This window comes from Streptomyces sp. NPDC002018, from assembly GCF_042890865.1.
In the GTDB taxonomy this organism is placed as follows: domain Bacteria; phylum Actinomycetota; class Actinomycetes; order Streptomycetales; family Streptomycetaceae; genus Streptomyces.
The window spans coordinates 1-24,764 of the sequence record NZ_JBIASO010000022.1; the positions used below are offsets into that span (position 1 = coordinate 1).

24 protein-coding genes are annotated in these 24,764 nt (G+C 71.0%); 5 read left to right on the forward strand and 19 right to left on the reverse strand.

The annotated features are described in order from the left end of the window. Positions 1-300: 300 nt before the first annotated feature. The 11 genes from ACFYYH_RS28740 to ACFYYH_RS28790 form a co-directional block, all read right to left on the reverse strand. Complete coding sequence (locus tag ACFYYH_RS28740) at positions 301-1,101, reverse strand: DUF3159 domain-containing protein (RefSeq protein WP_388556891.1); 801 nt, start codon at positions 1,099-1,101, stop codon at positions 301-303. Between the two features lie 3 nt (positions 1,102-1,104). Further along, a complete protein-coding gene (locus tag ACFYYH_RS28745) occupies positions 1,105-1,491 on the reverse strand; it encodes an OB-fold nucleic acid binding domain-containing protein (RefSeq protein WP_388556893.1) in 387 nt (128 codons plus the stop codon). A gap of 54 nt (positions 1,492-1,545) precedes the next feature. Then, a complete protein-coding gene (locus ACFYYH_RS28750) occupies positions 1,546-2,235 on the reverse strand; it encodes a response regulator (RefSeq protein ID WP_388556896.1) in 690 nt (229 codons plus the stop codon). Between the two features lie 25 nt (positions 2,236-2,260). Next, positions 2,261-4,804, reverse strand: coding sequence for an ATP-binding protein (locus tag ACFYYH_RS28755; RefSeq protein WP_388556899.1), 2,544 nt, complete (start codon positions 4,802-4,804; stop codon positions 2,261-2,263). Positions 4,805-4,988: 184 nt separating this feature from the next. After that, complete coding sequence (locus tag ACFYYH_RS28760; RefSeq protein WP_388556902.1) at positions 4,989-5,654, reverse strand: potassium-transporting ATPase subunit C; 666 nt, start codon at positions 5,652-5,654, stop codon at positions 4,989-4,991. Positions 5,655-5,659: 5 nt separating this feature from the next. Continuing rightward, positions 5,660-7,771: a potassium-transporting ATPase subunit KdpB gene (kdpB, locus tag ACFYYH_RS28765; RefSeq protein WP_388557172.1), complete on the reverse strand. Its 2,112-nt coding sequence runs from the start codon at positions 7,769-7,771 to the stop codon at positions 5,660-5,662. Between the two features lie 26 nt (positions 7,772-7,797). Continuing rightward, the gene (gene kdpA / locus ACFYYH_RS28770; protein ID WP_388556905.1) at positions 7,798-9,462 is read right to left on the reverse strand and encodes a potassium-transporting ATPase subunit KdpA; all 1,665 of its coding nucleotides are present in this window, start codon (positions 9,460-9,462) and stop codon (positions 7,798-7,800) included. A gap of 3 nt (positions 9,463-9,465) precedes the next feature. Next, positions 9,466-9,555, reverse strand: coding sequence for a K(+)-transporting ATPase subunit F (gene kdpF / locus ACFYYH_RS28775; protein ID WP_066946098.1), 90 nt, complete (start codon positions 9,553-9,555; stop codon positions 9,466-9,468). Positions 9,556-9,979: 424 nt separating this feature from the next. Further along, positions 9,980-10,759, reverse strand: coding sequence for a DUF3710 domain-containing protein (locus ACFYYH_RS28780; protein ID WP_388556908.1), 780 nt, complete (start codon positions 10,757-10,759; stop codon positions 9,980-9,982). A gap of 1 nt (position 10,760) precedes the next feature. Beyond that, the gene (gene dut, locus ACFYYH_RS28785) at positions 10,761-11,285 is read right to left on the reverse strand and encodes a dUTP diphosphatase (protein ID WP_388556911.1); all 525 of its coding nucleotides are present in this window, start codon (positions 11,283-11,285) and stop codon (positions 10,761-10,763) included. Beyond that, positions 11,282-11,902 (reverse strand): PaaI family thioesterase, encoded by a 621-nt coding sequence (locus ACFYYH_RS28790; protein WP_388556914.1) that lies wholly within the window; start codon positions 11,900-11,902, stop codon positions 11,282-11,284. Before ACFYYH_RS28790 ends, dut begins: the two co-directional genes overlap by 4 nt. A gap of 58 nt (positions 11,903-11,960) precedes the next feature. Here ACFYYH_RS28790 and ACFYYH_RS28795 point away from each other — a divergent pair, with 58 nt between their 5' ends. Further along, positions 11,961-12,419 carry a DUF3093 domain-containing protein gene (locus tag ACFYYH_RS28795; protein ID WP_388556917.1) on the forward strand — a complete coding sequence of 153 codons (459 nt, stop codon included), beginning with the start codon at positions 11,961-11,963 and terminating at the stop codon, positions 12,417-12,419. A 38-nt stretch (positions 12,420-12,457) separates the two neighbouring features. Here the strand turns inward: ACFYYH_RS28795 and ACFYYH_RS28800 are convergent, their stop codons facing one another. From ACFYYH_RS28800 to ACFYYH_RS28815, 4 genes are all read right to left on the reverse strand, one after another. Continuing rightward, positions 12,458-13,381 (reverse strand): hypothetical protein, encoded by a 924-nt coding sequence (locus tag ACFYYH_RS28800; protein WP_388556919.1) that lies wholly within the window; start codon positions 13,379-13,381, stop codon positions 12,458-12,460. Positions 13,382-13,394: 13 nt separating this feature from the next. Further along, positions 13,395-13,691 (reverse strand): DUF4193 domain-containing protein, encoded by a 297-nt coding sequence (locus ACFYYH_RS28805; protein WP_030350183.1) that lies wholly within the window; start codon positions 13,689-13,691, stop codon positions 13,395-13,397. A 404-nt stretch (positions 13,692-14,095) separates the two neighbouring features. After that, positions 14,096-15,328: a sensor histidine kinase gene (locus ACFYYH_RS28810; RefSeq protein ID WP_388556922.1), complete on the reverse strand. Its 1,233-nt coding sequence runs from the start codon at positions 15,326-15,328 to the stop codon at positions 14,096-14,098. Between the two features lie 5 nt (positions 15,329-15,333). Then, the gene (locus tag ACFYYH_RS28815) at positions 15,334-15,987 is read right to left on the reverse strand and encodes a response regulator transcription factor (protein WP_388556925.1); all 654 of its coding nucleotides are present in this window, start codon (positions 15,985-15,987) and stop codon (positions 15,334-15,336) included. A 319-nt stretch (positions 15,988-16,306) separates the two neighbouring features. Between ACFYYH_RS28815 and ACFYYH_RS28820 the strand changes: the two genes are divergently transcribed. After that, positions 16,307-16,480, forward strand: a complete 174-nt coding sequence (locus ACFYYH_RS28820) for a hypothetical protein (protein ID WP_388556928.1) — start codon at positions 16,307-16,309, stop codon at positions 16,478-16,480. Between the two features lie 157 nt (positions 16,481-16,637). Here ACFYYH_RS28820 and ACFYYH_RS28825 read toward each other — a convergent pair whose 3' ends face one another. Both ACFYYH_RS28825 and ACFYYH_RS28830 read right to left on the reverse strand, forming a co-directional pair. Continuing rightward, positions 16,638-17,459, reverse strand: a complete 822-nt coding sequence (locus ACFYYH_RS28825) for an inositol monophosphatase family protein (RefSeq protein WP_388556930.1) — start codon at positions 17,457-17,459, stop codon at positions 16,638-16,640. A 12-nt stretch (positions 17,460-17,471) separates the two neighbouring features. After that, positions 17,472-18,599, reverse strand: coding sequence for a ferrochelatase (locus ACFYYH_RS28830; RefSeq protein ID WP_388556932.1), 1,128 nt, complete (start codon positions 18,597-18,599; stop codon positions 17,472-17,474). Positions 18,600-18,888: 289 nt separating this feature from the next. Between ACFYYH_RS28830 and ACFYYH_RS28835 the strand changes: the two genes are divergently transcribed. Then, positions 18,889-20,214 carry a D-arabinono-1,4-lactone oxidase gene (locus ACFYYH_RS28835; protein WP_388556935.1) on the forward strand — a complete coding sequence of 442 codons (1,326 nt, stop codon included), beginning with the start codon at positions 18,889-18,891 and terminating at the stop codon, positions 20,212-20,214. A gap of 174 nt (positions 20,215-20,388) precedes the next feature. Here the strand turns inward: ACFYYH_RS28835 and ACFYYH_RS28840 are convergent, their stop codons facing one another. After that, positions 20,389-21,225, reverse strand: coding sequence for a hypothetical protein (locus tag ACFYYH_RS28840; RefSeq protein WP_388556938.1), 837 nt, complete (start codon positions 21,223-21,225; stop codon positions 20,389-20,391). Positions 21,226-21,661: 436 nt separating this feature from the next. On the opposite strand from ACFYYH_RS28840, the gene sepH reads away from it, so the two are divergent. Next, on the forward strand, positions 21,662-22,723 hold the full coding sequence (sepH, locus tag ACFYYH_RS28845; RefSeq protein ID WP_388556941.1) for a septation protein SepH: 1,062 nt from the start codon (positions 21,662-21,664) through the stop codon (positions 22,721-22,723). A 191-nt stretch (positions 22,724-22,914) separates the two neighbouring features. Here sepH and ACFYYH_RS28850 read toward each other — a convergent pair whose 3' ends face one another. Beyond that, complete coding sequence (locus tag ACFYYH_RS28850) at positions 22,915-23,742, reverse strand: sulfurtransferase (protein ID WP_388556944.1); 828 nt, start codon at positions 23,740-23,742, stop codon at positions 22,915-22,917. Between the two features lie 208 nt (positions 23,743-23,950). On the opposite strand from ACFYYH_RS28850, the gene ACFYYH_RS28855 reads away from it, so the two are divergent. Further along, positions 23,951-24,745, forward strand: coding sequence for a VOC family protein (locus ACFYYH_RS28855; protein WP_388556947.1), 795 nt, complete (start codon positions 23,951-23,953; stop codon positions 24,743-24,745). The last annotated feature ends 19 nt before the right edge of the window (positions 24,746-24,764 follow it).

Here is a 24,764-nt window from a genome sequence, read left to right on the forward strand (position 1 = left end):
GATACGACAAGCGCGGCTACATCTTCCTCGGCACCGCAACAGCGGCAGCCCTCACCATCTGGCTCCGAACATGATCGGCCGGACAAGTCCTAGGCCCTGTCCGGTCCTGTCCGGCACGTCCCGCGTGGCGCGCGACGGCGTACGTAGGCCTACGAAGACCTACGGAGGCCTACGGAGGCCTACGACAAGGGGCCCGGCACTCAGGTGCCGGGCCCCTTCGTACGCGCGCCACGCGGGCCTACATGCGCCGCGCGGGCCTCGCCGTTCCCGTACCGCGTGGAACGGCGCCCCGCTGCGGGCTCAGTTCTCGCGCCGGTGGCGGACCGGTCCGTCCGCCGTGCTCGCCGCGGCGGCCTTGCGGGCCTTCTCCGCCTCCTCCTCGGCCTCCATCTCGGCGAAGACATCGATCGGGGCCGGCGCCTTCGCCAGGAAGAGCCAGGTCAGATAGACCGCGAGCAGGAAGGGCGGGATCTTCAGCGCGATCAGCACCCAGCCGAGCTGTGTCGTGTCGGCCCACCAGTAGAGCGGGAAGAGGATCGCGCACTTGGCGAGGAGGATCAGTCCCCACGCCCAGCTCGCCTTCGCGTACGCCTTCTTGCGGCCCGGGTTGCGCGTGCGCCAGGAGAGGTTCTCCTTGAAGACCGGGCCCAGGATCAGTCCGATCAGCGGTACGCCCGCGAGCGTGGTGATGATGTACGCGAGCGCCAGCCCCAGCGTGTAGAGCATGCCCGGCAGATAGAAGTCCTTCGCGTTGCCGGTCATCATCGCGAAGACGACACCGAAGGCGACCCCGAAGACCCCGCTGAACGCGTGCTTGACGGTGTCCCGGCGCACCAGCCGGACCACGACCAGCAGCAGCGAGACCGCGAGGGCCGCGATCGCCGAGGTGTGCAGATCCTGGTTGATGGTGAAGATCGTGACGAAGAGCAGGCCGGGGACGACCGTCTCCACCATGCCGCGCAGGCCGCCGAAGGCCTCGAAAAGGGCCGCCTCGGTGACGGCCTTCGCGTCGGCGTCGGCCCCGCCCTCCGGCCCGCCGTCCGGCCCGGCCGGTGAGGTGCTGGAAACGTTCGAGGCGGCGGGCTTGTCGAATGACGTCACCGGCTACTCCTGTCCGAGCGGTCGGAGTTCGTATTTGGGATTGAACAGCACCCGCCGGCCGTGGCTCAGGGAGATCCGTCCGGAGGCGATCATTCTGCGGCCCGGCTCTATGCCCACGATGGAGCGCCGGCCCAGCCACACCACGTCCAGCGGCGCGGTGCCGTCGAACAGCTCCGCCTCCAGCGCGGGTACACCGGCCCGCGGACGCAGGGTGACCGTCCGCAACGTACCAGTCACCCGGACGATCTGGCGGTCGTTGCAGTCGGAGATCCGGGTGCACCCCGACGCCTGCGCGTCCTCCCGCAGCTCCTCGGACTCCAGATCCTCCTGGGAGCTGGACAGCCGGTCGAGCATCCGGCGGAAGCGGCCGGTCGGCTTCTCAGCACTCATAGCTAGAGCGTACCGGGGCGCGGGGGTGCCGGATCCAGGGGCGCGGGACTCGGATCAACGCTCGAAGCGGTACCCCATGCCCGGCTCGGTGACAAAGTGCCTGGGGTGCGAGGGATTCGCCTCCAGCTTCCGCCGGAGCTGGGCCATGTAGACCCTCAGATAGTTGGTCTCGGTGCCGTACGAGGGCCCCCAGACCTCCTGGAGGAGCTGTTTCTGGCTGACCAGCCGCCCGGTGTTGCGTACGAGCACCTCCAGCAGATGCCACTCGGTGGGGGTGAGCCGTACGTCCCTGCCCTCACGGTGCACCTTCTTCGCGGCCAGATCGACGGTGAAGCCCTCGGTCTCCACGACCGCGGTGATGTCGTCGCCGTCCCCGCCCACCGGCTCCGCCCGCCGGACCGCGGCGCGCAGCCGGGCCAGCAGTTCGTCCATGCCGAACGGCTTGGTGACGTAGTCGTCGGCGCCCGCGTCCAGCGCCTCGACCTTCTCGTCGGAGGTGTGACGGGCGGAGAGCACCAGGATCGGGACCCGGGTCCAGCCGCGCAGGCCCCTGATGACCTCGACACCGTCCATGTCCGGCAGCCCGAGGTCGAGCACGACGACGTCGGGGTGGCGCGCGGCGGCGAGTTCGAGCGCGCCGGCGCCGTCGGAGGCCGCGTCCACCTCGTACTTGCGCGCCCTGAGATTGATCACCAGCGCGCGTACGATCTGCGGCTCGTCGTCGACCACGAGCACCCGCGTCATGGGGTCCGCCTTTCTGCTGTCCCGGTCATGAGCCGACCTGGGCCGGTGGTTCGGTGCGGGCCGGTGCGAGGCCGGACGCCGCGGTGAGGGTGAGGACCATGGTCAGGCCGCCACCGGGGGTGTCCTCGGCCGTGAGCGTGCCGCCCATCGCGTCGACGAAGCCGCGCGCCACCGCGAGTCCGAGGCCGACCCCGGCTCCGCGCGGCGCGTCGCCGTGGCGCTGGAAGGGTTCGAAGATCCGTTCCTTGGCGTCCTCGGGAACGCCGGGGCCGCGGTCCACGACCCGTACCTCGACCCGCTCCCCCAGCGCGCTGGCGGCGACGGTGACGCGCCGGCGGTCCGGGCTGTACTTGACGGCGTTCTCGACGATGTTGGCCACCGCGCGCTCCAGCAGGCCCGGGTCGACGGCCACCATCGGCAGCGACTCGGGGATGTCCAGCTCCACGCTGTCCTCCGGTACGCCGCCCAGCGCCATCGGGACCACCTCGTCGAGGTCGATCTCGCGGATCAGCGGGGTGACGGTGCCGGTCTGGAGCCGGGACATGTCGAGGAGGTTGCCCACGAGATGGTCGAGGCGGTCGGCTCCCTGCTCGATGCCTTCGAGCAGTTCCGCCTGGTCCTCCTCGGACCATTCGACGTCGTCGGAGCGGAGCGAGGAGACCGCGGCCTTGATACCGGCCAGCGGGGTCCGCAGATCGTGGCTGACGGCCGCGAGCAGGGCCGTACGGATGCGGTTGCCCTCCGCGAGTTCCCGGGCCTGGGCGGCCTCGCCCACCAGGCGCTGCCGGTCCAGGACGACGGCGGCCTGCGCGGCGAAGGCCGCGAGCACCCGGCGGTCCTCGGCGGGCAGGACCCGTCCGGAGAGCGCCAGCGCCATGTGGTCGCCTACCGGCATGTCGACATCGGCGGACTCGGGGCGGTCGACGGGCTGTGGTCCCACGCTGCCCGCGCGGGTCCAGGGGTCGACATCGCTCTTGCGTTCGAGCAGCGCCACGGACTCCATGGCGAAGGTCTCCCTGACCCGCTCCAGCAGCGCGTCCAGCGTGGTCTCGCCCCGCAGCACACTGCCCGCGAGGAAGGAGAGGATCTCGGACTCGGCTCTGAGCCGGGCCGCCTGATGGGTACGGCGTGCCGCCAGATCGACCACGGAGGCCACCGACACGGCCACCGCGAAGAAGATCACGATGGCGACCAGGTTCTTGGGGTCCGAGACGGTCAGGGTGTGGGTGGGCGGGGTGAAGTAGAAGTTGAGCAGCAGCGACCCCGCGGCGGCGGAGGCGAGCGCCGGCCGCAGCCCGCCGAGCAGGGCCGCGATCACGGTCAGGAAGAGGAACAGCAGGACGTCGTTGGCCAGCCCCGGGGAGTTGCTGACCATGGTCAGCAGCAGGGAGAGCAGGACGGGCGCGGCGACTCCGGCGAGCCAGCCCCAGATGATCCGGGAGCGGCCGAGTCTGGCCCCGCGCGCCACCGGCAGTCCGCGTCCCTTGGCGGCCTCCTCGTGCGTGACGATGTGCACGTCCAGGTCCGGGCCCGACTCCCGGGCGACGGTGGCTCCCACGCCCGGTCCGAAGATGTACTGCCAGGTCTTGCGGCGGCTGGAGCCCAGCACGATCTGGGTCGCGTTGACCCCGCGCGCGAACTCCAGCAGCGCGGAGGGGACGTCGTCGCCGATGACATGGTGGAAGGTGCCGCCGAGGTCCTCGACCAGGGTGCGCTGAACCGCCAGTTCCTTGGGCGAGGCGGCGGTGAGCCCGTCGCTGCGGGCTATGTAGACGGCGAGGATCTCGCTGCCTGAGCCCTTGGCCGCCATCCGGGCCGCGCGGCGGATGAGCGTCCGTCCCTCGGGTCCGCCGGTGAGGCCGACGACGATACGTTCCCGGGCCGACCAGGTGGTGCGGATGTTGTGCTCGCCGCGGTACTGCTGGAGGTATTCGTCCACCCGGTCGGCGACCCACAGCAGGGCCAGTTCGCGCAGCGCGGTCAGATTGCCGGGGCGGAAGTAGTGCGAGAGCGCGGCGTCCACCTTGTCGGGCTTGTAGACATTGCCGTGTGCCATCCGGCGGCGCAGGGCCTGGGGCGACATGTCGACCAGCTCGATCTGGTCGGCCCTGCGGACGATCTCGTCGGGGACGGTCTCCTGCTGCCGTACACCGGTTATCGACTCGACCACGTCACCGAGTGATTCCAGGTGCTGGATATTGACGCTGGACACCACCTCGATGCCCGCCCTGAGCAGCTCCTCGACGTCCTGCCACCGCTTGGCGTTGCGCGAGCCCGGCACATTGGTGTGCGCCAGTTCGTCGACGAGCGCGACGGCCGGGCGGCGCTCCAGGACCGCGTCGACATCCATCTCCGTGAAGACGGTCCCGCGGTACTCCAGCTCACGGCGGGGGATCTCTTCGAGGCCGTGCAGCATGACCTCCGTACGCGGCCGGTCGTGGTGCTCGACGAACGCCACCACGCAGTCGGTGCCCCGCTCCACCCGGCGGTGTGCCTCGGAGAGCATCGCGTACGTCTTGCCGACGCCCGGTGCCGCCCCGAGATAGATACGAAGCTTGCCGCGTCCCATGGCCCCATTGTCTTCCAGAAGAGCCACCGCGTCCGACGCGGTGGGTGTGCCGACGCTACCCTCGGCGATGGTGACAAACCGGGCAGTCCATGGGCGCGGCCGTCGTCTTGACACGATTCTGATGCCGGTACGGAGAGGTCCGGACCCGCCGGAAGAAGCGGGCCCGGACCGCGCGTGCCGGAGCTCAGCCGGCCAGTTCCCTGAGGGCCATGTTGAGCGCGAGCACATTGACCCGCGGTTCCCCCACAAAGCCGAGCACCCGCTGCCGGGTGTGGTCCTCGACCAGCTTCTCCACCTGTCCCACGGAGAGCCCGTTGCGCTCCGCCACCCGGTGGACCTGGAGCCGCGCGTACGCGGGCGAGATGTCCGGGTCGAGCCCCGAGCCGGAGGAGGTGACGGCGTCCGGCGGCACCTGCGACGGCGTGACCCGGTGACCGGGCGTGGAGTTGTCCCTGACGACCGCGGCCTTGGCTTCCTTGACCCAGGTGATCAGATCCTCGTTGTCCCCGGCGCGGTTGGTGGCTCCGGAGAGGAGGAGCCCGTACCGGGTGTTGACGCTGTTGGCACCGAGACCGTTGGACGGGCGTGGCTGGAACCACGCGAGGTCCGGCTCCGGGGTCTCCTGGCCCTCCTCGATCGGCAGGTCGTACCGCTGTCCGATGAGCGAGGAGCCGACGACCTCGCCGCCCTGCCGGACCTCCGAGCCGTTCGCCTGACGGGGGAAGAGGCCTTGGGCGACGCCGGTGACGGCCAGGGGGTAGAGCACGCCACAGAGGACGGTGAGGACGAGAAGGGCGCGCAGGCCCGCCCCGAGGAGCCGTGCGGTGCTGCCGATGTTCATGGAAGACATGCCGTTCACCCGATGCCGGGGATGAGGGAGATGACCAGGTCGATGATCTTGATGCCGATGAAGGGGGCGATCAGCCCGCCGAGACCGTAGATCCCGAGATTTCTGCGGAGCATCCGGTCCGCGCTGCTGGGCCGGTAGCGCACGCCCTTCAGGGCGAGCGGCACCAGCGCGACGATGACGAGCGCGTTGAAGATGACGGCGGAGAGGATCGCGGACTCCGGCGAGGAGAGATCCATGATGTTGAGCCTGTCGAGGCCGGGATACACCACGGCGAACATCGCGGGGATGATCGCGAAGTACTTGGCGACGTCGTTGGCGATCGAGAACGTGGTCAGCGCGCCGCGCGTGATGAGCAACTGCTTGCCGATCGCGACGATCTCGATCAGCTTGGTCGGGTTGGAGTCCAGGTCCACCATGTTCCCGGCCTCCTTGGCGGCCGACGTGCCCGTGTTCATGGCCACGCCCACATCCGCCTGCGCCAGCGCCGGGGCGTCATTCGTACCGTCACCCGTCATCGCGACCAGCTTGCCGCCACCCTGCTCTCGCTTGATCAGGGACATCTTGTCCTCAGGAGTGGCCTCGGCGAGGAAGTCGTCCACCCCCGCCTCCTGCGCGATCGCCCGCGCGGTCAGCGGATTGTCCCCGGTGATCATGACCGTCCTGATGCCCATCCGCCGCAGCTCCTCGAACCGCTCCCGCATCCCCTCCTTGACCACATCCTTGAGATGCACGACTCCCAGCACCCGGGCTCCGGCGGTGTCGTCCAGGGCCACCAGCAGCGGTGTGCCGCCGGCCCGGGAGATCCGGTCGGTGAGGGCCTGGACGTCGTGCGACACCTGCCCGCCGCGGCTCTCCACCCAGGCGATGACCGAACCGGCGGCTCCCTTGCGTATGGCGCGCGTCGTCCCGTTCTCCGTGAGATCGACACCGGACATCCGGGTCCGGGCCGTGAACGCGACCCACTCGGCGCCGGCCAACTGACCCTGGTGGCGCTCGCGCAGCCCGTACCTCTCCTTGGCCAGGACGACGGCGGAGCGGCCCTCGGGTGTCTCGTCGGCGAGCGACGAGAGCTGCGCGGCATCGGCCAGCTCGGCCTCCGTCACTCCCTCGACCGGGACGAACTCGGCGGCCCGGCGGTTGCCGAGGGTGATCGTGCCGGTCTTGTCGAGCAGCAGCGTCGACACATCGCCCGCGGCCTCGACCGCGCGCCCCGACATCGCGAGCACATTGCGCTGCACCAGCCGGTCCATGCCCGCGATCCCGATCGCGGACAGCAGTGCGCCGATCGTCGTCGGTATCAGACAGACGAGCAGGGCGATCAGCACGATCATCGGCTGCCGCTGTCCCGCGTAGACCGCGAACGGCTGGAGGGTGACCACCGCGAGCAGGAAGACGATGGTCAGCGAGGCCAGCAGGATGTTCAGCGCGATCTCGTTGGGGGTCTTCTGCCGGGCCGCGCCCTCGACCAGGGCGATCATCCGGTCGATGAAGGTCTCGCCCGGCTTCGTGGTGATCCTGATGACGATCCGGTCCGAGAGGACCTTCGTACCGCCGGTGACGGCCGAGCGGTCGCCGCCCGACTCCCGGATGACCGGCGCCGACTCACCGGTGATCGCCGACTCGTCGACGGAGGCGACACCGTCGACGACATCGCCGTCGCCGGGGACGGTGTCGCCCGCCTCGCAGACGACCAGATCGCCGATCCGCAGCTCGGTGCCCGGCACCCGCTCCTCGCCCGCGCCGAGGACGCGCCGGGCGACGGTGCCGGTCTTGGCCCTGCGCAGGGTGTCCGCCTGCGCCTTGCCCCGGCCCTCGGCCACCGCCTCCGCCAGATTGGCGAAGACGGTCGTCAGCCAGAGCCAGCCGGCGACGGCCCAGCCGAACCAGTCGGCCGGTTCGAGCGCCGCGAAGACCGTGGACAGCGCGGATCCGACGAGGACCACGAACATCACGGGCGACTTCACCATCACCCGGGGGTCGAGCTTGCGTACCGCCTGGGGGAAGGAGACGAGCAACTGGTGGGGATCGAAGAGCCCCCCGCCCACCCGTCCGCTCCCGGGGCTGTGGCCGGGGGACACGGACGGATGCGGCGCGTGGTCCTGGGTGAGCGTGGACATCGTGTCCTCTTGTTCGGGACGAGTGGTCATGACGCCAGCCCCTCGGCCAGCGGCCCCAGCGCCAGCGCCGGGAAGTAGGTCAGACCGGTGACGATCAGGATCGTGCCGACCAGCACCCCCGTGAACAGCGGCTTCTGGGTACGGAGCGTGCCCGCGGTCTCCGGGACGGGGCGCTGCTCGGCGAGCGCGCCGGCCAGCGCCAGAACGAACACCATGGGGACGAAACGGCCGAGCAGCATGGCCAGACCGGTGGTGGTGTTGAACCACTGGGTGTCGGCGTTGAGCCCGGCGAACGCCGAGCCGTTGTTGTTGCCGGCCGAGGTGTACGCGTAGAGGATCTCGGAGAAGCCGTGCGGCCCCGAGTTCGTCATCGAATCGCCCGGTGTGGGCAGCGCCATGGCCGCGGCGGTGAAGCCGAGCACCAGCGCCGGGGTGACCAGGATGTAGCTCGCGGCGAGCTTGATCTCGCGGGTGCCGAGCTTCTTGCCCAGATACTCGGGGGTCCGGCCGACCATCAGCCCGGCGATGAAGACCGCGATGATCGCCATGATCAGCATGCCGTAGAGACCGGAGCCGACTCCGCCGGGCGCGATCTCACCGAGCTGCATGCCCAGCATCGTGATGCCGCCGCCGAAACCGGTGAACGAGGAGTGGAAGGAATTGACCGCTCCGGTCGAGGTGAGCGTGGTGGCCACCGCGAAGATCGACGAGCCGCCGACCCCGAACCGGGTCTCCTTGCCCTCCATCGCGCCGCCGGCGAGGTCGAACGCCGGCCCGTGGTGGGAGAACTCGGTCCACATCATCAGGGCGGTGAAGCCGAGCCAGATCGTCACCATCGCGGCGAGGATCGCGTACCCCTGCCGGACATCGCCGGCCATCCGGCCGAAGGTGCGGGTGAGCGCGAAGGGGATGACCAGGATCAGGAAGATCTCGAAGAGGTTCGAGACCGGGCCGGGGTTCTCGAAGGGGTGCGCCGAGTTGGCGTTGAAGTAACCGCCGCCGTTGGTGCCCAGCTCCTTGATGGCCTCCTGCGAGGCGACCGCGCCGCCGTTCCACTGCTGCGAGCCGCCCAGGAACTGGCCGACCTCGTGGATCCCGGCGAAGTTCTGGATGGCGCCGCACGCGACCAGCACGATCGCGCCGATGACGGAGAGGGGCAGCAGGATACGGACGGTGCCGCGCACCAGGTCGGACCAGAAGTTGCCCAGTTCACCGGTGCGGGACCGGGCGAAGCCGCGTACCAGCGCCACCGCGACGGCCATGCCGACCGCGGCCGAGACGAAGTTCTGGACGGCCAGACCGCCGGTCTGTACGACATGGCCCATGGCCTGTTCGCCGTAGTAGGACTGCCAGTTGGTGTTGGAGACGAAGGACGCGGCGGTGTTGAAGGCCTGGTCCGGATCGATCGACGCGAAGCCGAGCGATCCGGGGAGGCCGCCCTGGACCCGTTGCAGCAGATACAGGAAGAGGACGCTCACCGCGGAGAACGCGAGGACTCCGCGGAGGTAGGCGGGCCAGCGCATCTGCGTGTCCGGATCGGCGCCGACGGCCCGGTAGATCCATTTCTCGGCCCGGAGATGTCCGGACGCGCCGTAGACCCGGGCCATGTGGTCACCGAGCGGGCGGTACGCCAGACCGAGCGCCACGACGAGCGCGAGCACCTGGAGCACACCGGCGAGGACGGGGCTCATCACTCAGAACCTCTCCGGGAAGAACAGGGCGAGGACGAGGTATCCCAGCAGGGCGACCGCCACGACCAGTCCGACGATGTTCTCGGCGGTCACAGTTTCGCCACCCCCCTGGCGACGAGGGCCACCAGCGCGAAGAGCGCGATCGTGGTGACGACGAAGGCCACATCGGCCATCGTGTGCTCCTAGATGAGTACGGGAAATCCGACTCCCTGAGGAAACCCGCTGTTCTCGCGCCCCCGGCTTGCGTTGACGGGTCCCATACGGCCCGCGCCACCGGCTTGACGGAGTCCATATGGGCGGGACCGCGCCCTGTGAGGTGCCCCATAGGACCGCCCGACGGCATGACGCCCCCGGCACATGAGACGGGCGACGGGGGAGGCAACGGGGGAGGGCGACGGGAAAAGGCCGGTGGGCCGCATCCCTTACGGGGATGCGGCCCACCGGCCTTCGGTCCGTCTCGCGTCGTCCGTCCCGGGCGGGGCGTGTGACGCCCCGGCCCGCCTCGGCGCGACCCGCCTCAGCGCACCTCGGTGATCTCGGGACCGCGCTGGAGCTGTCCCATCCCGCCGGAGAAGCGGGAGCCCTCCTGCTCGTCCTGCTGTACGCCCTCGGCGACCATCTGCGCGTCGTCCGGCAGCTTCAGGACGATCGGGTCGCGCGGGGCCATCGGCCCCTCGCCCCGTACGACCACGGTGTCCCGGAAGATCTGCTCCAGCAGTCCGGCGGCCTCGGGCTGCACGGCGCCCTGCCCGGAGATCACCCCGCGCAGGAACCAGCGCGGCCCGTCGATCCCGATGAAGCGCACGAGCTGTACGCCGCCGGTGCCGTCCGGGAGCTGTACGGGGACCTGGGCGCGCAGCTCCCAGCCGAGCGGGCCCTCGACCTCGTCGATGATGCCGCCCTGCTGGGTGATGCCGGAGGCGATCTCCTCGCGCACCTCGCCCCAGATGCCTTCCTTCTTCGGCGCGGCGAACGCCTGGAGCTGTACGGCGCTGTCGCGCACGACGACCGTGGCGGCCACGATCGCGTCACCGGCGACCTCCACCCGCAGCTCCATGCCCTCGACACCGGGGACGAAGATCCCGCCCAGGTCGACCCGGCCCTCCTCGGGCCGGGAGACCTCGGAGATGTCCCAGGGACCGTCCGGCCTGGGGGCCGGCGGAAGGTTCACCCTGCGGGGCGCGGCTGTCCCGTCGGCGTCCGCGTCGGCACCGGCCTCGTCGGTGAACTGCTCGGCCTCGCCCGCTGCGTCCGCCGCGTCCGCTGCGGAACCACTCTTCTTGCGACGTCCGAACACGTCACTGTCCTTCCCGGTCGGATACGACCGAAGCGTATCGATTCCCGCCCTGTACGCCGCCCACGGCGGCATGACCGCCGGTGGACCCGAAGCCCCCGTCGCCCCGCGCCGATCCGGGAAGCTCCGCCACCTCGTGGAAGCGGACCTTCTCGACCTGCTGGACGACCAGTTGGGCAATCCGGTCGAACCGCTCGAACCGCACGCTCTCGCGCGGGTCCAGATTGACCACGATCACTTTGATCTCTCCACGGTACCCGGCATCCACCGTCCCCGGGGCATTCACCATGGCGACTCCGCAGCGGGCGGCGAGCCCGGAGCGCGGGTGCACGAAGGCGGCGTACCCGTCGGGCAGCGCGATGGAGACGCCCGTGGGCAGTACGGCCCGCTCCCCGGGGGCCAGCTCGGCGGCCTCCGTGGTCACCAGATCGGCTCCGGCGTCGCCCGGGTGCGCGTACGACGGAAGCGGAACCTCCGGGTCGACACGGCGGATCAGTACGTCGACAGGGGTGGGAGGGGTACGGCTCATGGGTTCACCTCGAAGGCGCGGGCGCGCCGGACCTGGTCCGGATCGGCCATCACGGCCCGGATCTCCTGGTCTCGGCCGTTCTGGATGAAGTGGTCGAGCTTGACCTCGACGAACAACGCGTCGGCGCGGACCGCGACGGGTCCCTCCGGGCCGCCGGTCCTGCCGGTCGCGGCGCAGTAGATCTTGCGCCCGTGGACGGCGGTGACCTCGGCCTCCAGATACAGCGGCGTGCCGACCGGCACGGGCCGGACGAACTCCGTCTGGAGCCGGCCGGTCACCGCGGTCACCCGCAGCAGCCAGTTCAGCGAGCCGAGCGTCTCGTCGAGCGCGGTGGCCAGTACTCCGCCGTGCGCGAGGCCGGGAGCGCCCTGGTGGGCGGGCTTGACGGTGAACTCGGCGGTGATGCTCACGCCCTCGCCCGCCCGTGCCCGCAACTGAAGTCCGTGCGGCTGTGCCTCTCCGCAGCCGAAGCAGTGCTCGTAGTGCGCGCCGAGCAGCTCACCCGGGGCCGGGGCGTCGGGGTGCCGCACCGGGGGTGTGGCGTCGGGCGGAGGTGTCAGCGCCCCCGGTCCCGTGGAGGGTCCGGGGGGCTTTCCCGGTGATGGCACGTTGCTCACAGGCGCAGACCTTACCCGCGCGGTAGCCCGGGAACAGCACCGTGCCAAGCTTGGCTCCATGGAGCATTCCGCCGCGCGCTACGACGAACGCCTGACAGCCCCCGGTTCCTGGTGGGCCATAGCCGCTCTCATCGCCCTGGCGGGGGGCCTGATCACCCTGCCGCTGGGGCCGTTGGCGCTGCTCGGGGGTGTGATCGGGGCGGGCGCGCTGGCCGCGGCGGGGGTGAGTTCCTACGGCTCCGCGCGCATCAGGGTGGTGGCGGACTCGCTGGTCGCGGGCGACGCCCGGATCCCGGTCTCGGCGCTCGGCGAGGCCGAGGTGCTGGACCCCGAGGAGGCGCGCGCCTGGCGGCTGCACAAGGCCGATCCGCGGGCCTTCATGCTGATGCGCAGCTATGTGCCGACGGCGCTGCGTGTGACGGTCACGGATCCGGACGATCCGACTCCGTACCTCTATCTCTCGACGCGGAACCCGCGGGGCCTGGCCACGGCGCTGGATGCCGTCCGGGCGGGCTGAGGCGGTACGGGCGGGCCGTACGACCTCGTAGGGGCCCCTTACCCGTGCTCGTTGCCCAGCTCCTTCGGGAGCCCCGGGGGAAGCTGTCCGGGCTGTTCCAGGGGAGGCTGCGCGGGAAGGGCGTCCCAGGGGATCTGGCGGTTGCGCAGGTCCGCGCGGACGCGCTCGGCGACCTTCTTGGTGTCCCGCCGGTTCATCATGGCGCCGACGGCCGCTCCGATCATGAACGGCACCAGGTTCGGCAGATTCCGGATGGTGCGCTTCATGATCTGCTGCCGCAGCTCGCGCTTCATCCGGCCGCTCAGCGCGCCGTTGATGGTCGACGGCTTGGTGACGTCGACGCCGCGCTCCTCCGTCCAGGAGGTCAGATAGGCGGCGCTGCGCTCCTTGAGCGTGCCGGGCGGGCGCAGCCCGTAGACCTCGTGCAGTTCCGCGATGAGCTTCAGCTCGATCGCGGCGACCGCCGTGATCTCGGCCGCCAGCTCGGCGGGCATCGCGGGCGGTACGGGCAGCATCGCGGCGGCGCCCACGCCGGCGCCGACCGTCGAGCTGCTGTTCGCGGCGCCCGCGACCAGCTTGTCGGCCAGCTCCTCGGGGCCGAGACCCGGGAACTGCTTGCGCAGTGTCGCGAGATCGCGGACCGGGACCCGAGGAGCGTTCTCGATGATCCTGTCGGCGATGTGTGCCAGCGCCGCCTTGGCGCTCGCGCCTCCCTTGCGTACACCCCGTTTGACGGTGTCCAGGCGCCGGCCCCTGGTCGTGGGGCCGCCGTGGTCCTCCCGGGCCGATTCGAGCGAGGCCGGGAGGCCTCGCTCGTCGTCGTGTGCGTCGTGCTGGGGCAGGAGGGCGGAGTGCTCGGCAGCGGGCTGAGTGCCTTCTGCCGGGCCTGTGCCGCCCTGATACGCCTCCGGTGCACCCTTGCGCCGGAAGCGTCGTTTCCGAAACGGTGTGTCGCCTGCCACGGCCGACCCGACCTCAGTCGCAGTCGCGGCAGATGGGCTGACCGTTCTTCTCCCTGGCGAGCTGGCTCCTGTGGTGCACGAGGAAGCAGCTCATGCAGGTGAACTCGTCGGCCTGCCTCGGCAGCACCCGGACGGACAGCTCCTCGTTGGAGAGATCCGCGCCGGGCAGTTCGAGCCCTTCGGCCTGCTCGAACTCGTCGACGTCGACCGCTGAAGTCGACTTGTCGTTCCGACGGGCCTTCAGTTCCTCAAGGCTGTCCTGATCGACGTCGTCATCGGTCTTGCGTGGGGTGTCGTAATCCGTTGCCATGTCGCTCTCCCCCTCTGGGTGTCTGTGGTGTCTCCAGCGCACGTAACGCGTGAGAGGCCGGACTTGTGCCCGACCTGAGGCGGAGATTTTGCCTCACATCAAGGTCTGTTACTCAATCGACACCCAACCGGACCCCTGAGGAGTGATCGGCTTCGGGTGGCGAAGGGGACCGTACACGGTCCCTCTGCGGCGCTTCACGGGCGCCACCCCGTGTACTTCCCGTGATCCCGGCCCCCGGAAACCCGGACTTTACCGGCTTTCCGATGAAGGCCTGATCACGCAGAGTGGATAGGCGTGAATTCGACCCTGTGATCGATCACACACGGAGTCGCCGGGAACCTGTCCCGTAAATTCCGCGCAAAGCGAACAAAGTCAACTGCACCGCGAATACCGCGCGCAGCATCTCAGACCGGGAGAGTGACACGCATCACGAGTCCGCCGCCCTCGCGGGGTTCCGCGAAGATACGGCCGCCATGGGCGCGCGCCACGGACCGGGCGATCGAGAGGCCGAGTCCCACACCCTTGTCACTGCCCGTACGTTCCGTGCGCAACCGCCGGAACGGCTCGAAGAGATTGTCGATCTCGTACGCGGGGACCACGGGCCCGGTGTTCGACACGACCAGGACCGCCTGGCCCTGCTGGACCTCGGTGGAGACCTCCACCCAGCCGTTCTCCGGGACGTTGTACCGTACGGCGTTCTGCACCAGGTTCAGCGCGATCCGCTCCAGCAGGACGCCGTTCCCCTGGACGACCGCGGGCGCGCACCGGGTACGGATGTCCACCCCCTTCGCCTCCGCCTCGGAGAGCGCCTGGTCCACCGCGCGGGTGGCGACCTCGGCGAGATCGACCGGTTTTCGCTCCACGATCTGGTTGTCGCTGCGGGCGAGCAGCAGCAGCCCCTCCACGAGCTGCTCACTGCGCTCGTTGGTGGCCAGCAGCGTCTTGCCGAGCTGCTGGAGTTCCATGGGCGCCGCCGGATCGGAGAGATGGACTTCCAGCAGGGTGCGGTTGATCGCGAGTGGGGTCCGCAGCTCGTGCGAGGCGTTCGCGACGAACCGCTGCTGTGCGCTGAAGGCCCGCTCCAGCCGCTCCAGCATCTCGTCGAAGGTGTCCGCCAGCTCCTTCAGCTCGTCGTCGGGACCGTCCAGCTCGATCCGGCGCGACAGGTCGGAGCCGACCACGCGGCGCGCGGTACGGGTGATCCGGCCCAGCGGCGACAGCACGCGGCCCGCCATCGCGTAACCGAACGCGAAGGCGATGACGCTGAGGCCGACCAGGGCGAAGAGCGAGCGGCTGAGCAGGTCGTCGAGCGCCTGCTTGCGCTGGTCGTTCACACAGCTGTTCATGGCCGCGTTGAACTCCTGCGGGGGCGCCTGGTCCGGGAAGTTGCAGACGTCGCTGCTCACCTTGCCGGTCACGATCTTGAAGGGCAGCTCACTGCCCACGTGCAGGGCCTGCGCGGCCAGCAGATAGATGATCGAGAGCAGCAGGATGCCTGCGATCAGGAACATCCCGCCGTACAGCAGCGTCAGACGTATCCGGATGGTCGGGCGCACCCAGGGCAGCGCCTGGTCCGGCCTGCGCGGGTCCCAGGTGGGCTTCGGAGGTGCCGAGGGCGGCACCGGGGTGGTTGCCACGGGCATCAGATCCGGTAACCGGAGCCGGGCACCGTGACGATCACGGGCGGCTCGCCGAGTTTGCGGCGCAGCGTCATGACCGTGACCCGTACGACATTGGTGAAGGGGTCGGTGTTCTCGTCCCAGGCCTTCTCCAGGAGCTGCTCCGCCGAGACCACCGCCCCCTCGCTGCGCATCAGCACCTCCAGCACCGCGAACTCCTTGGGCGCGAGCTGGATCTCCCGGCCGTCCCGCAGGACCTCGCGGCGGTTGGGGTCGAGCTTGATCCCGGAGCGCTCCAGGACGGGCGGCAGGGGCACGGTGGTACGCCGTCCCAGGGCCCGGACCCGGGCCGTCAGCTCGGTGAACGCGAAGGGCTTGGGCAGATAGTCGTCCGCGCCCAGTTCCAGCCCCTCGACCCGGTCGCTGACATCGCCCGAGGCCGTGAGCATGAGGACCCGGGTGGGCATCCCGAGCTCGACGATCCTGCGGCAGACGTCGTCGCCGTGGACGAGCGGCAGGTCGCGGTCGAGCACCACCACGTCGTAGTCGTTGACCCCGATGCGCTCCAGGGCGGCGGCGCCGTCGTACACCACGTCGACGGCCATGGCCTCCCGGCGCAGTCCGGTGGCCACCGCATCGGCGAGCAGTTGCTCGTCCTCGACGACGAGTACGCGCACGTCGCTGTTCCTTCCTCTGGGCCCGTCACCCGTGCTCGGGGCAGGTTGTAGCACTGGCTGTGCGCGCCCATCCTGCCGGTTACGGCCATAAACCGGCGGTAAGACGATGCCGGGGTGACCTGGGGCGTCCGGGAATGGAACGGATTGCTCGCGTGGTTGAGGTTTCTCGAAGACGGACCCTGGGGAAGACGACTTCACACCCGAGATCACGCCCTGTTTGTGGCATGCCACACCCTTTCTGTCATCCAGAGGCAGTGGGCGCGTGATCTACCCGCCGTCGGCACACCCCCGTGCCACTGACCCACGACGAGGGGGCGCAATGGACGCGTTCACCGCCGGGCTTCTGCAGCGTATAAAGGCCACGGAAACGGATCTCAACCGAGCCCGGGAGACGGGCGACGACTTCCTCGTGGATGTCGATCAGGAAGAGCTCGAAGACCTTCGCCGCCTCGCGGCCGAACATGGCGTGGAGGTCGGCGCCGCGAGCGTCTGACCCGCACTCCAGGCCGTACCGCCCTATTGCTACCGATTTCAGCGGCGCCCGAGCCGCGCATACCGACCAGAGCCGTAGCGACCTAGTGAGAAGGGCCCCGGCGCCGAGGGGACGGCGCCGGGGCCCTTCCGTATGCCAGGCGGCCAGGGCCTGGTTCTCAGTCGTGCCAGGCGCCGTAGTCGTCGAGCAGGGACTGGAGGGGCTCGAAGACGCCGGGGGTGGCGGCCACCGTGAGGTCGAAGCCCGGCCGGGTGCCGGGGCGGCCCCCGGTGAGCGCGCCCGCCTCACGGGCGATGAGATCGCCGGCCGCGAGGTCCCAGGGGTGCAGCCCGCGCTCGTAGTAGCCGTCCAGCCGGCCCGCCGCCACATCGCAGAGGTCGATGGCCGCGGAGCCGCCGCGCCGGATGTCACGGAGCTGCGGGATCAGCCGCCGGGCGATCTCGGCCTGGTGGGCGCGGACCGTGGTCACGTAGTTGAAACCGGTCGAGACGAGGGCGCGCTCCAGCGGCGGAGCGGGACGGCAGCGGACCGGCCGGTCGCCGAGGAAGGCACCGCCGCCGCGCACGGCGCGGAACGTCTCGCCCCGCATCGGGATCGCGACGACGCCCACGAGCGTCTCACCGTCGCGCTCGGCGGCGATCGAGACGGACCAGGTGGGCAGTCCGTAGAGATAGTTGACGGTGCCGTCCAGCGGGTCGATGACCCAGCGGACACCGCTGCTGCCCGCCGAGCTGGCGCCCTCCTCGCCGAGGAAGCCGTCGTCGGGGCGGTGCTCGGCGAGATGGCCGGTGATCAGCTTCTCGGCGGCGATGTCCATCTCGGTGACGACATCGATGGGGCTGGACTTCGTGGCGGCCACGGTCAGATCGTCGGGGCGGCCGTCGCGCAGCAGCTCACCGGCGCGGCGGGCCGCCTCCAGGGCGAGCGGCAGCAGTTCGGCGGCCAGGGTCTCTGTCTCGTCGGGGCGGGCGTCGGTCACGGCGTGGCTCCTTCAGGCGAACGGGCTGTCGGCGCCCGCCGCGGCGGGCCTGGGGGCGCGGGCCGGGCAGCAGCCGGCCGGGCAGAGGTCGTGGCTCGGGCCGAGCGCGCCCAGCGCGCAGCGCTCCACCGCGCTCCCCCGTTCCGTGGCGGCGCGTTCCAGCAGGAGATCGCGGACGGCGGCGGCGAACCGCGGGTCGGCCCCCACCGTCGCCGAGCGGCGGACGGGCAGACCCAGCTCGGCCGCCTTGGCGGTGGCCTCCGTGTCGAGGTCGTAGAGGACCTCCATATGGTCCGAGACAAAGCCGATGGGGGCCATCACGACGGCCGGGACACCCTCGCCGTGCAGCGTCTCCAGGTGGTCGCAGATGTCCGGCTCCAGCCACGGGATGTGCGGGGCCCCGCTGCGTGACTGGTAGACGAGCCGCCACGGGTACGCGATGCCCGTCTCCTCACGCACGGCCGCCACGATCTGCCGGGCGACGTCGAGATGCTGGGCCACATACGCGCCGCCCTCGCCATGGTCCTCGACGGGCCCCGAGGTGTCGGCCGAGGCGATGGGGATGGAGTGGGTGGTGAAGGCCAGATGCGCGCCCGCGCGTACGGGTTCCGGAAGATCGGCGAGCGAGGCGAGCACGCCCTCGGTCATGGGGCGCAGAAAGCCCGGGTGGTTGAAGTAGTGGCGCAGCTTGTCCACCCGGGGCGGTTCGAGCCCCTCGGCGGCCAGGGTGGCGAGCGCCTCCGCGAGGTTCTCGCGGTACTGGCGACAGCCCGAGTACGAGGCGTAGGCGCTGGTCGCGAGGACGGCGATCCGGCGCCGGCCGTCGGCGGCCATCTCGCGCAGGGTGTCGGTCAGATAGGGCGCCCAGTTGCGGTTGCCCCAGTAGACCGGCAGTTCCACGCCGTGCCCGGCGAAGTCCTTGCGCAGCGCGTCCAGCAGGGCGCGGTTCTGTTCGTTGATCGGACTGACGCCGCCGAACAGGAAGTAGTGCCGACCCACCTCCTTGAGCCGCTCCGGCGGGATACCCCGGCCCCTCGTCACATTCTCCAGGAACGGAATCACGTCGTCGGGGCCCTCGGGGCCGCCGAAGGAGAGCAGGAGCAGGGCGTCGTAGGGGGAAGTCACGAGCTGATCGGCCATGTTTCGATCCTGCCATCCGTCCCGGCGGGGCGGAGCACCACGCCCCGGTCCGCCGGGAGAGCGTGCCCGGACCGGGTCCGGCCGGGAGCCGGGCGGCCGGCCGCCCGGCGGCCGTGAGTATGATCCCCCTCCAACTGGCCCGGGAATCCGGCGTCCCCGGCCGTGGCGTCCGGGACCGGTACGGGGTACGCGGTACCCGTGGCGTGGGAGCGCCCGCGGCCGTGGCGGCGTTCCCGGGGGCACCGCCGGCTGGGCGAGCCGGTACCGACGCGGGGAGGGCACGGGGCGGATGACCAGGACCCACACGAACGGGCCGACAGCGCGCACGTGGCGCAACTGGGCGGGGACCGTGACCGCCCGGCCGGAGCACACGCTCTTCCCGGCCTCCGTCGAGGAGCTGGCCGGGATCGTACGAAGGGCCGCCGAGGGCGGACTGAAGGTCAAGGCCGTCGGCGCGGGCCACTCCTTCACCGCCGCCGCCGCCACCGACGGGGTGCTCCTGCGGCCCGATCTGCTCACCGGTATCCGGGACATCGACCGGGACGCCGGCACCGTGACCGTGGCGGCGGGGACCCCGCTGAAACGGCTGAACACGGCGCTGGCCCGGGAGGGGCTGTCGCTCACCAATATGGGCGACATCATGGAGCAGACCGTCGCGGGCGCGACCTCCACCGGCACCCATGGCACCGGCCGTGACTCGGCCTCCGTAGCCGCGCAGATACGCGCCCTGGAGCTGGTGACGGCGGACGGTTCGCTGCTGCGCTGCTCCGAGCGGGAGAACCCGGAGGTCTTCGCCGCCGCCCGGATCGGACTCGGCGCGCTGGGCGTGATCACCGCGATCACCTTCGCCGTCGAACCGCTCTTTCTGCTGACGGCGCGTGAGGAGCCCATGGCCTTCGACCGGGTCACGGCGGAGTTCGATCAACATGTGGCCGAGAACGAGCACTTCGAGTTCTACTGGTTTCCGCACACGGGCAACTGCACCACCAAGCGCAACAACCGCAGCCTGGGTCCCGCCGCCCCGCCCGGCCGGATCGACGCCTGGATCGATGACGAGTTCCTCTCCAACGGGCTCTTCCAGGTGGCCTGTTCGCTCGGCCGGGCCGTCCCCGCGACCGTCCCCGCGATCGCCAGGATCGCCAGCCGGGCCCTCTCCGCCCGTACGTACACGGACATCCCTTACAAGGTCTTCACTTCCCCGCGCCGGGTCCGCTTCGTGGAGATGGAGTACGCGCTGCCGCGCGAGGCCGCGGTCGCGGCGCTGCGCGAGGTCAAGGCGATGGTCGACCGCTCACCGCTGCGGGTGGGATTCCCGGTGGAGATACGGACCGCGCCCGCGGACGACATCGCGCTCTCGACCGCCTCGGGCCGGGAGAGCGCGTACATCGCGGTGCATCTCTACCGGGGCACGCCGTACCGCGCGTACTTCACCGCCGTGGAGCGGATCATGACCGCGCACGGCGGGCGGCCCCACTGGGGGAAGATCCACACCAGGGACGCGGCATATCTCTCGCAGGCGTATCCCCGCTTCGGGGAGTTCACGGCGGTACGGGACCGGCTGGACCCGGACCGGCTGTTCGGCAACGCCTACCTGCGGCGAGTCCTGGGGGACTGAGGGACGATGCCCGTCTCACCGGTCCGGCCGATACCGGTCCCGCCCGTTCCCGTGACGCCCGCGCCGGGCTCGCCCCTGCCGGCCGGGCCCGTACCGGCCTCGCCCGCAACGGTCCCGGCCTCGCCGGTACCGCGCGCGCCGGCCGGCTCCTCGGCGGGTCCGGCGGCGGGTCCGCTAACGGCCCGGCGTTCCGGAGGGGCCGGTGCGGTCCGGCGCGCCGCCGCCGTCGGAGGGGGTCGGTGCGGGGGCGGGCGGCACCTGGCCGGTCGCGGAGGGCGAGAGGCCGGGGGACGGTGTTCGCGAGGGTTCCGCGGATCCGTCCTGGCCCGTACCCGCACCCGCGCCGGGTCCGCTGCCGGGCGATCCGCTCGGATCCGTACCGGCGCCGCCGCCCGGAGCCGTACCGTCCGGTGTCCCTCCCGGTTCCTGGGCGGGATCCGAGGATGCGGAGGGGGACCCGGACGGGGTGGACGGACTCCTGTCGCCACCACCGCCCCCGTCACCACCCCGTACGGCGGACCCGACGGTCGTCGCCGCGCCTCCGCTCAGACCGTGGCCGGAGATCAGTTCGTACCCGGTGATGCCGCCCATCGTGACCGCGAAGACCCCGACGGCCGCGAGGACCGGGCGCTTCCAGCCCCGTACCCGGGTGCCGTGCGTGGTCGGCTCACCGAACTCCCCGTCCGCCGGGGGCGCCTCACCGTGGGGGGCGGCGGGGGAATCGTCCGGAGCGCCCGGTACGGACATCCGGCGGGCTCCCGGCCTCGGCTGGACCGTCACCACGCGTATCCGCTCACCCGTACGGCGGAACATGTGCTGGAAGAGCGGGCCCCCGCAGGTGGCGACCGCGCTGACCACGCCCGCACCGATGATCGTTCCGTACACACCGAGCCGGGAGGCGAGCACCGCCGCGGCGACGGCCGCGAGCGCGCTGCCCGCGACCTGCGGAACGCTCAGTTCGAACCGCTGCTCCTGCTGCCTCTGGTTCATCTCCAGCCCCTGCTCACCCATCTGCCCCACCTTGCACCAAGAAGGGACAACTGAGCGAAAGGGATAGTTCCGATTCTGTGGATTCTGTGAAGCAGGACACCCGCCCATGGCCGGTCCGGGCGCCCAACTCCCCGCCCCGGGGAGAACTTGGGCGGCGTGCCGGTCCACCCACATGGCCCGAATGGAGTACTGTGGCGAGCCCTGGGGCCGGACTCCCTCACGGGTGTCCGGGACCGACGGGAAGGGGGCCGAAGGTGGCACTCGATCCGGCGGCGCCACGGCACCGCACGGGCGCCTGCTGCACAGAGTGACCAGGTCTGTCACTCTGCGTCGCAAAGAGGTAACCGTGCCATAACGGCGATCCAGGGCCCTTGCCCGACACGCCGGGAGGCACGGCAAGGTTGTGGCAGGCTGCACCCGGGCAGGTCACACTCGACTAGCGGAAGCAGCGACGCACGTGACGTCGGCAGGCACCACCCGGGAGGTCCCCATGCCCGAACTGCGTGTCGTGGCCGTCTCCAACGACGGCACACGACTGGTGCTCAAGGCTGCGGACAGCACGGAATACACGCTTCCGATCGATGAGCGCCTCCGCGCCGCCGTGCGCAATGACCGTGCCCGCCTCGGTCAGATCGAGATCGAGGTCGAGAGCCATCTCAGACCCCGCGACATCCAGGCACGTATAAGGGCCGGTGCCTCCGCGGAGGAAGTCGCCCAGCACGCGGGCATCCCGGTGGACCGGGTGCGCCGGTTCGAGGGACCGGTGCTCGCCGAGCGCGCCTTCATGGCCGAGCGGGCCAGGAAGACCGCCGTGCGCCGCCCCGGTGAGAACGCGGGACCCCCGCTCGGTGAGGCGGTGAACGAGCGGCTGACGCTGCGCGGCGCCGAGAAGGACACCGTGCAGTGGGACTCCTGGCGTCGTGACGACGGCACCTGGGAGGTGCTGCTCGTCTACCGCGTCGCGGGCGAACCCCACTCGGCGAGCTGGACGTACGACCCGCCCCGGCGGCTCGTCCAGGCCGTCGACGACGAGGCACGTGCCCTGATCGGCGACACGGACGACACGGTCACCTCGCAGGAGCCGAGCTTTCCGTTCGTCCCGAGGATCGCGCGGCTGCCGCGCGACCGGCCGCTGGATCGTTCACTCGACCGTCCGTCGGAGCGGCCCATGGCTCCCGATCCGGACGAGATGAGTGAGCGCGACTCCCTGACCAGCCTGCTGGAGGCGGTGCCCAGCTTCCGCGGCGACATGGTGGTGCCCGAGCGCACCGCTTCCGACGCGCCGGTCACGGACGCCGAGGAGGACCCGGAGACGGAGGAACCGGTGGCGCCCGCCGCGTCGGCCGGCTCCGCGTACGCCGATGTGCTGATGCCCCGCTCGGTGGCCGGTCACCGGGACCGGCTGACGGGGACGACGGACCGCCAGGCCGAGGCGGACGGCGTCCGTCCGGGCCGCAGGGCCGCGGTGCCGAGCTGGGACGAGATCGTGTTCGGCACGCGCCGCAAGAAACAGGAGTAGCGGGCGCGGACGGCCGCGCGGCGAGGTGGCGGGAGCGTCCCCGGCCGCGCGGGGAGATCGTCCCCGGAACGAGCTGTGGAGTCGTGGAGGAGGGCCCGTACGCGGGAGAGGCGTACAGGCCCCCTTCGTCTGTATGTACGGATCATCATGTACGGATCATCTGTAGGGACGGATGTGCCCCGGCAGGCGCGCTACTGGGGATCGGGCCCCTTGGCGACCGGACGGGACGCGTCCGCGCTCCACTCCGACCACGACCCGGGGAACAGCGCCGCCGGGATGCCCGCGATCTCCAGGGCCAGCACCTCATGGGCGCCCGAGACACCGGAACCGCAGTAGACCCCGACCGGGACGCCGGAGACGGCGCCCAGCGCCTGGAAACGCGCCGCGAGCGCCGGGGCCGGCAGGAAGGTGCCGTTTTCGGCCACATTCGCCGTCGTCGGCGCGGAGAGCGCGCCCGGGATGTGTCCCCCGACCCGGTCGATCGGCTCGACGTCCCCGCGGTACCGCTCGGCCGCCCGCGCGTCCAGCAGCAGACCGCTCCGGGCCAGGGCGGCCGCGCCGTCCGCGTCCAGCACCGGCAGTGAGCCGGGGACCGGGGTGAAGTCCCCCTCGGCGGGGTCCGGGATCTCGGTGGTGAGCGGACCGGTCCACTCGGCGACGCCGCCGTCGAGCACCCGGACGTCGGAATGGCCCGCCCAGCGCAGCAGCCACCAGGCTCGGGCCGCCGCCCAGCACTGCCCGCCGTCGTACACCACCACCGGCGTGTCCTGGGAGATTCCGGCGCGGCGCATCACCGCGCCGAACGCCGCCACGTCCGGCAGCGGGTGCCGGCCGCCGGGGCCGGCCGGACCCGCCAGTTCCTTGTCGAGGTCGACATAGACGGCGCCGGGCAGATGACCGGCCTCGTAGGCGGGGCGGCCGGAGGGACCGCCGAGCTGCCAGCGGACGTCGAGCAGCACGGGCGGACGCGCGCCGGCCGACTCGCCCGTGAGTTCTGCTGCGGTGATGATGGCTGTCATGAAAGCCATCCTCGCGCACCGTCGCCCGGGTCCAAAACGGCGGAGAAACGGCCGGTAAACACCCGATCGAGATCCCGCCAAGGACGGCGCGGCCGGGAAGCGGCACGTGATGACGGATGCAAGCATCTGCTCGGGCGTACGGCTGTTCCCATACGGCGGCCCGCCACCGGCCCACGTACGGCCACGACGGTCCGAGGAGAGAGTGACGATGACCGAGGCAGCGATCCGGCGCACACCCGGCACACCCTGCTGGGTGAGTCTGATGGTGCACGGCCTTGCCACGACGGAGAAGTTCTACCGGGAGCTGTTCGGCTGGGAGTTCCAGCCGGGGCCGCAGCAGCTCGGGCCGTACGTACGGGGAATGCTGGACGGCAAGGCGATCGCGGGCATCGGCCAGCTCCCGCCCGACCGGCAGTTGCCGATCGCGTGGATGACCTATCTGGCGACGGACGACGCCGATCTGACAGCCGAATCGATCAGGAGTTGCGGCGGAACGGTCGGGGTCGGGCCGCTGGACGCGGCGGAGGCGGGGCGGATGGCCATCGCCTCGGATCCGGCGGGCGCGGTCTTCGGGATCTGGCAGGCGGCGGCGCACATCGGGACGGCGGTGGCCGGGGCGCACGGCACCCCCGTCTGGAACGAGCTGATCACGCGGGAGACCTCGGCGGTCGGCAAGTTCTACGAGGCGGTCTTCGGCTATGACGCGGAGTCGGTCGTCTCCGCCGACTTCGACGTGCTGACGCTGCGTCTGGAGGGCCGGCCCGTCGCCTCGGTGCACGGGGTGGGCCGGGCGCTCGCCCGGGACCTGGGCTCGCGCTGGACGACGTACTTCGAGGTGGACGACACGGATGACGCCGTGCGGCGGGTGGCGGAGCTGGGCGGGCGGGTGATCAAGCCGCCGCACGAGGGCACGCACGGCCGGCTCGCGACGGTGGCGGATCCGGAGGGCGCGGTCTTCTCGGTCGTACGGTCCACGGTTCACGGACCGCCGGTCGTTCACTGACCGGGAAGCGCGGGGTGAG

Excerpts from the sequence above, each read along its gene's own strand:
- ACFYYH_RS28830 (WP_388556932.1), bottom strand. The coding sequence starts at position 18,599 with ATGGCCGATCAGCTCGTGACTTCCCCCTACGACGCCCTGCTCCTGCTC.
- ACFYYH_RS28855 (WP_388556947.1), top strand. The coding sequence starts at position 23,951 with ATGACCGAGGCAGCGATCCGGCGCACACCCGGCACACCCTGCTGGGTG.
- dut (WP_388556911.1), bottom strand. The coding sequence starts at position 11,285 with ATGAGCCGTACCCCTCCCACCCCTGTCGACGTACTGATCCGCCGTGTC.
- ACFYYH_RS28805 (WP_030350183.1), bottom strand. The coding sequence starts at position 13,691 with ATGGCAACGGATTACGACACCCCACGCAAGACCGATGACGACGTCGAT.
- ACFYYH_RS28795 (WP_388556917.1), top strand. The coding sequence starts at position 11,961 with ATGGAGCATTCCGCCGCGCGCTACGACGAACGCCTGACAGCCCCCGGT.
- ACFYYH_RS28745 (WP_388556893.1), bottom strand. The coding sequence starts at position 1,491 with ATGAGTGCTGAGAAGCCGACCGGCCGCTTCCGCCGGATGCTCGACCGG.
- ACFYYH_RS28850 (WP_388556944.1), bottom strand. The coding sequence starts at position 23,742 with ATGACAGCCATCATCACCGCAGCAGAACTCACGGGCGAGTCGGCCGGC.
- ACFYYH_RS28835 (WP_388556935.1), top strand. The coding sequence starts at position 18,889 with ATGACCAGGACCCACACGAACGGGCCGACAGCGCGCACGTGGCGCAAC.
- ACFYYH_RS28760 (WP_388556902.1), bottom strand. The coding sequence starts at position 5,654 with ATGTCTTCCATGAACATCGGCAGCACCGCACGGCTCCTCGGGGCGGGC.
- kdpB (WP_388557172.1), bottom strand. The coding sequence starts at position 7,771 with ATGTCCACGCTCACCCAGGACCACGCGCCGCATCCGTCCGTGTCCCCC.
- ACFYYH_RS28820 (WP_388556928.1), top strand. The coding sequence starts at position 16,307 with ATGGACGCGTTCACCGCCGGGCTTCTGCAGCGTATAAAGGCCACGGAA.
- ACFYYH_RS28755 (WP_388556899.1), bottom strand. The coding sequence starts at position 4,804 with ATGGGACGCGGCAAGCTTCGTATCTATCTCGGGGCGGCACCGGGCGTC.
- ACFYYH_RS28840 (WP_388556938.1), bottom strand. The coding sequence starts at position 21,225 with ATGGGTGAGCAGGGGCTGGAGATGAACCAGAGGCAGCAGGAGCAGCGG.
- ACFYYH_RS28750 (WP_388556896.1), bottom strand. The coding sequence starts at position 2,235 with ATGACGCGGGTGCTCGTGGTCGACGACGAGCCGCAGATCGTACGCGCG.
- kdpA (WP_388556905.1), bottom strand. The coding sequence starts at position 9,462 with ATGAGCCCCGTCCTCGCCGGTGTGCTCCAGGTGCTCGCGCTCGTCGTG.